This window comes from Actinosynnema sp. NPDC023658 (assembly GCF_040639995.1).
Classification (GTDB): Bacteria; Actinomycetota; Actinomycetes; order Mycobacteriales; family Pseudonocardiaceae; genus Actinosynnema.
Genome location: NZ_JBFAAX010000897.1, coordinates 1 through 2,228 on the forward strand (window position 1 = coordinate 1; position 2,228 = coordinate 2,228).

At 74.3% G+C, this 2,228-nt stretch carries 2 protein-coding genes; one reads left to right on the forward strand and one right to left on the reverse strand.

The features are described 5' to 3' along the window. Window positions 1–428, forward strand: a 428-nt coding sequence (locus tag AB0G02_RS36120) for a cholesterol oxidase substrate-binding domain-containing protein (RefSeq protein WP_360803747.1), incomplete at its 5' end; no start/stop codon positions are given. Between the two features lie 21 nt (window positions 429–449). On the opposite strand, the gene AB0G02_RS36125 is transcribed toward AB0G02_RS36120, so the two are convergent. Beyond that, window positions 450–2,228: xanthine dehydrogenase family protein molybdopterin-binding subunit (locus AB0G02_RS36125; protein ID WP_360803750.1), on the reverse strand; the 1,779-nt coding region annotated here is incomplete at its 5' end.

Sequence of the window (2,228 nt, forward strand, 5' to 3'; positions counted from 1 at the left end):
CCGCTCAGGTGGAGATCCGCGTCAGCGGCCTGGACGACCCGAGGCACGTCGGCGTGCCCGGCGCGCAGGCCCCCGCGCTGTCGGCCGTGCGGCCGCGCGAGGACCACCCCGAGTGGGACGTCGCGGTGTGGTTCGACGTGCTGACGTTCCCGACCGCGCCCGGTGCGGCGGCGTTCTACCGCGAGCTGGAGCAGTTCTTCTTCACCCGGTTCGCCGGCGCGCGGGCAGCGACCCGGGCCGAGTGGTCCAAGGGCTGGGCCTACACCGACCAGGCGGCCTGGTCCGACCACACCGTGCTGACCTCCACCGTGCCCGACAGCTACCGGCAGGGCCCGAACCCCACCTGGGACGCCGCGCGGGCCACGCTGAACGCCCACGACCCGCACCGGGTGTTCAGCAACCCGTTCCTGGACGTGCTGCTGCCCTGACGCCGGAGACCCACCGGAGGCCTACCGGAGGAAGTGGTCGAGGGTCAGGGGCAGGTCGCGGACGCGGACACCGGTGGCGTGGTGGGCCGCGTTCGCGATCGCCGCGGCCGTGCCGACGATGCCGATCTCACCGACGCCCTTGGTGCCCATGGGGTTGGTGTGCAGGTCGTGCTCCTCGACCCAGTGCGCCTCCACGTGCGGCACGTCGGCGTTGGTGGCGATGTGGTACTCGGCGAAGTCGTGGTTGACCACGTGGCCGAACCGCTCGTCGAGCACGCTGCGCTCGTGCAGCGCCATGGACAGGCCCATGGTCATGCCGCCGACGAGCTGCGACCGGGCCAGGCGCGGGTTGACCACGCGGCCCACGGCGAAGACACCGAGCAGCCTGGGCACCCGCACCTCGCCGGTGTCGACGCGCACCCGCACCTCGGCGAACTGGGCGCCGAACGCGTGCATCGCGTACTCGTCGCCCGACTCGTCCTCCGGCATCCCCGCGCTCGCCTCGTCACCCTCGGCGGGGTCGCCGCCGAACTCCCGGCGGAACGCCTCGGCCGCGGCCACCACGGTCGAGCCCCACGACGTGATGCCGGACGAGCCGCCCGCCACCGACGCCTTCGGCAGCGTCGTGTCACCGATCAGCACCTCCACGTCGGCGAAGTCGACGCCCAGCGCGTCGGCGGCGACCTGCGCCAGCGACGTCCACGTGCCGGTGCCGAGGTCGGCGGCCCCGATCGAGACCAGGTAGCGGCCCGGGGCGGTGCAGCGGATCCTGGCCACCGAGCCCGGCGTCCGGTTCACCGGGTACGTCGACGCCGCCACGCCGGTGCCCACCAGCCACCCCGACTCCTCCCGGGCGCGCGGCGCCGGGTCGCGGTGCTCCCAGCCGAACCGGCGCGCACCCTCGCGCAGGCACGCCACCAGGTTGCGGCTGGAGAACGGCTTGCCCGACTCCGGCTCCACGTCGGGCTCGTTGCGGACGCGGAACTCCACCGGGTCGATCCCGCAGGCGAACGCCAGCTCGTCCACCGCCACCTCCGGCCCGAACATGCCGGGGCACTCGCCGGGCGCGCGCATCCACGACGGCACCGGCACGTCCAGCGCGGCCAGCCGGTGCGTGGTGCCGCGGTTCGGCGCGGCGTACATGGTGCGGCTGGGCACCGCGGTCTGCTCGGCGAACTCCTTGACCCGGGAGGTCTGGGAGATCGCGTCGACCGCGACGACGGCCAGCCGCCCGTCCGCGTCGCAGCCCAGCCGGACCCGCTGGACCGTGGGCGTGCGGTAGCCGACGAGGGAGAACATCTGGTGCCGGGTGAGCGCGAGCTCCACCGGCGTGCCGGGCACCTCCCGCGCCGCCATCGCCGCGATGACGGTGTGCACGTGGGGCGTGCCCTTCGAGCCGAAGGCGCCGCCGACGTGCGGCGAGATGACGTGCACCCGCTCCGGCGCCAACCCCAGCACCTCCGCCGCCGACTCCCGCGTGGCGTGCACGCCCTGCGTCGACTCGTACAGCGCGAGGTCGCCGTCCAACCACAGGGCCTTGGTGGTGTGCGGCTCCATCGGGTTGTTGTTGTACCAGGCCGTGGTGTAGGTCTGGTCGAGCGTGAACGGCGAGTGCGCGAGCCCCGCGCCGACGTCACCCCGCGCGGTGTCGGTGTCCGAACCGCCGTTGACCCGCTCCGGCGCGTACAGGTCGTCGCGGTCGGCGCTCAGGCGCACGTCGTGCGGGAGTCGGTCGACCTCGACGCGGACCAGCGCCGCCGCGTGGGCCGCGACCTCGCGCGTGCGCGCGATCACCGCCGC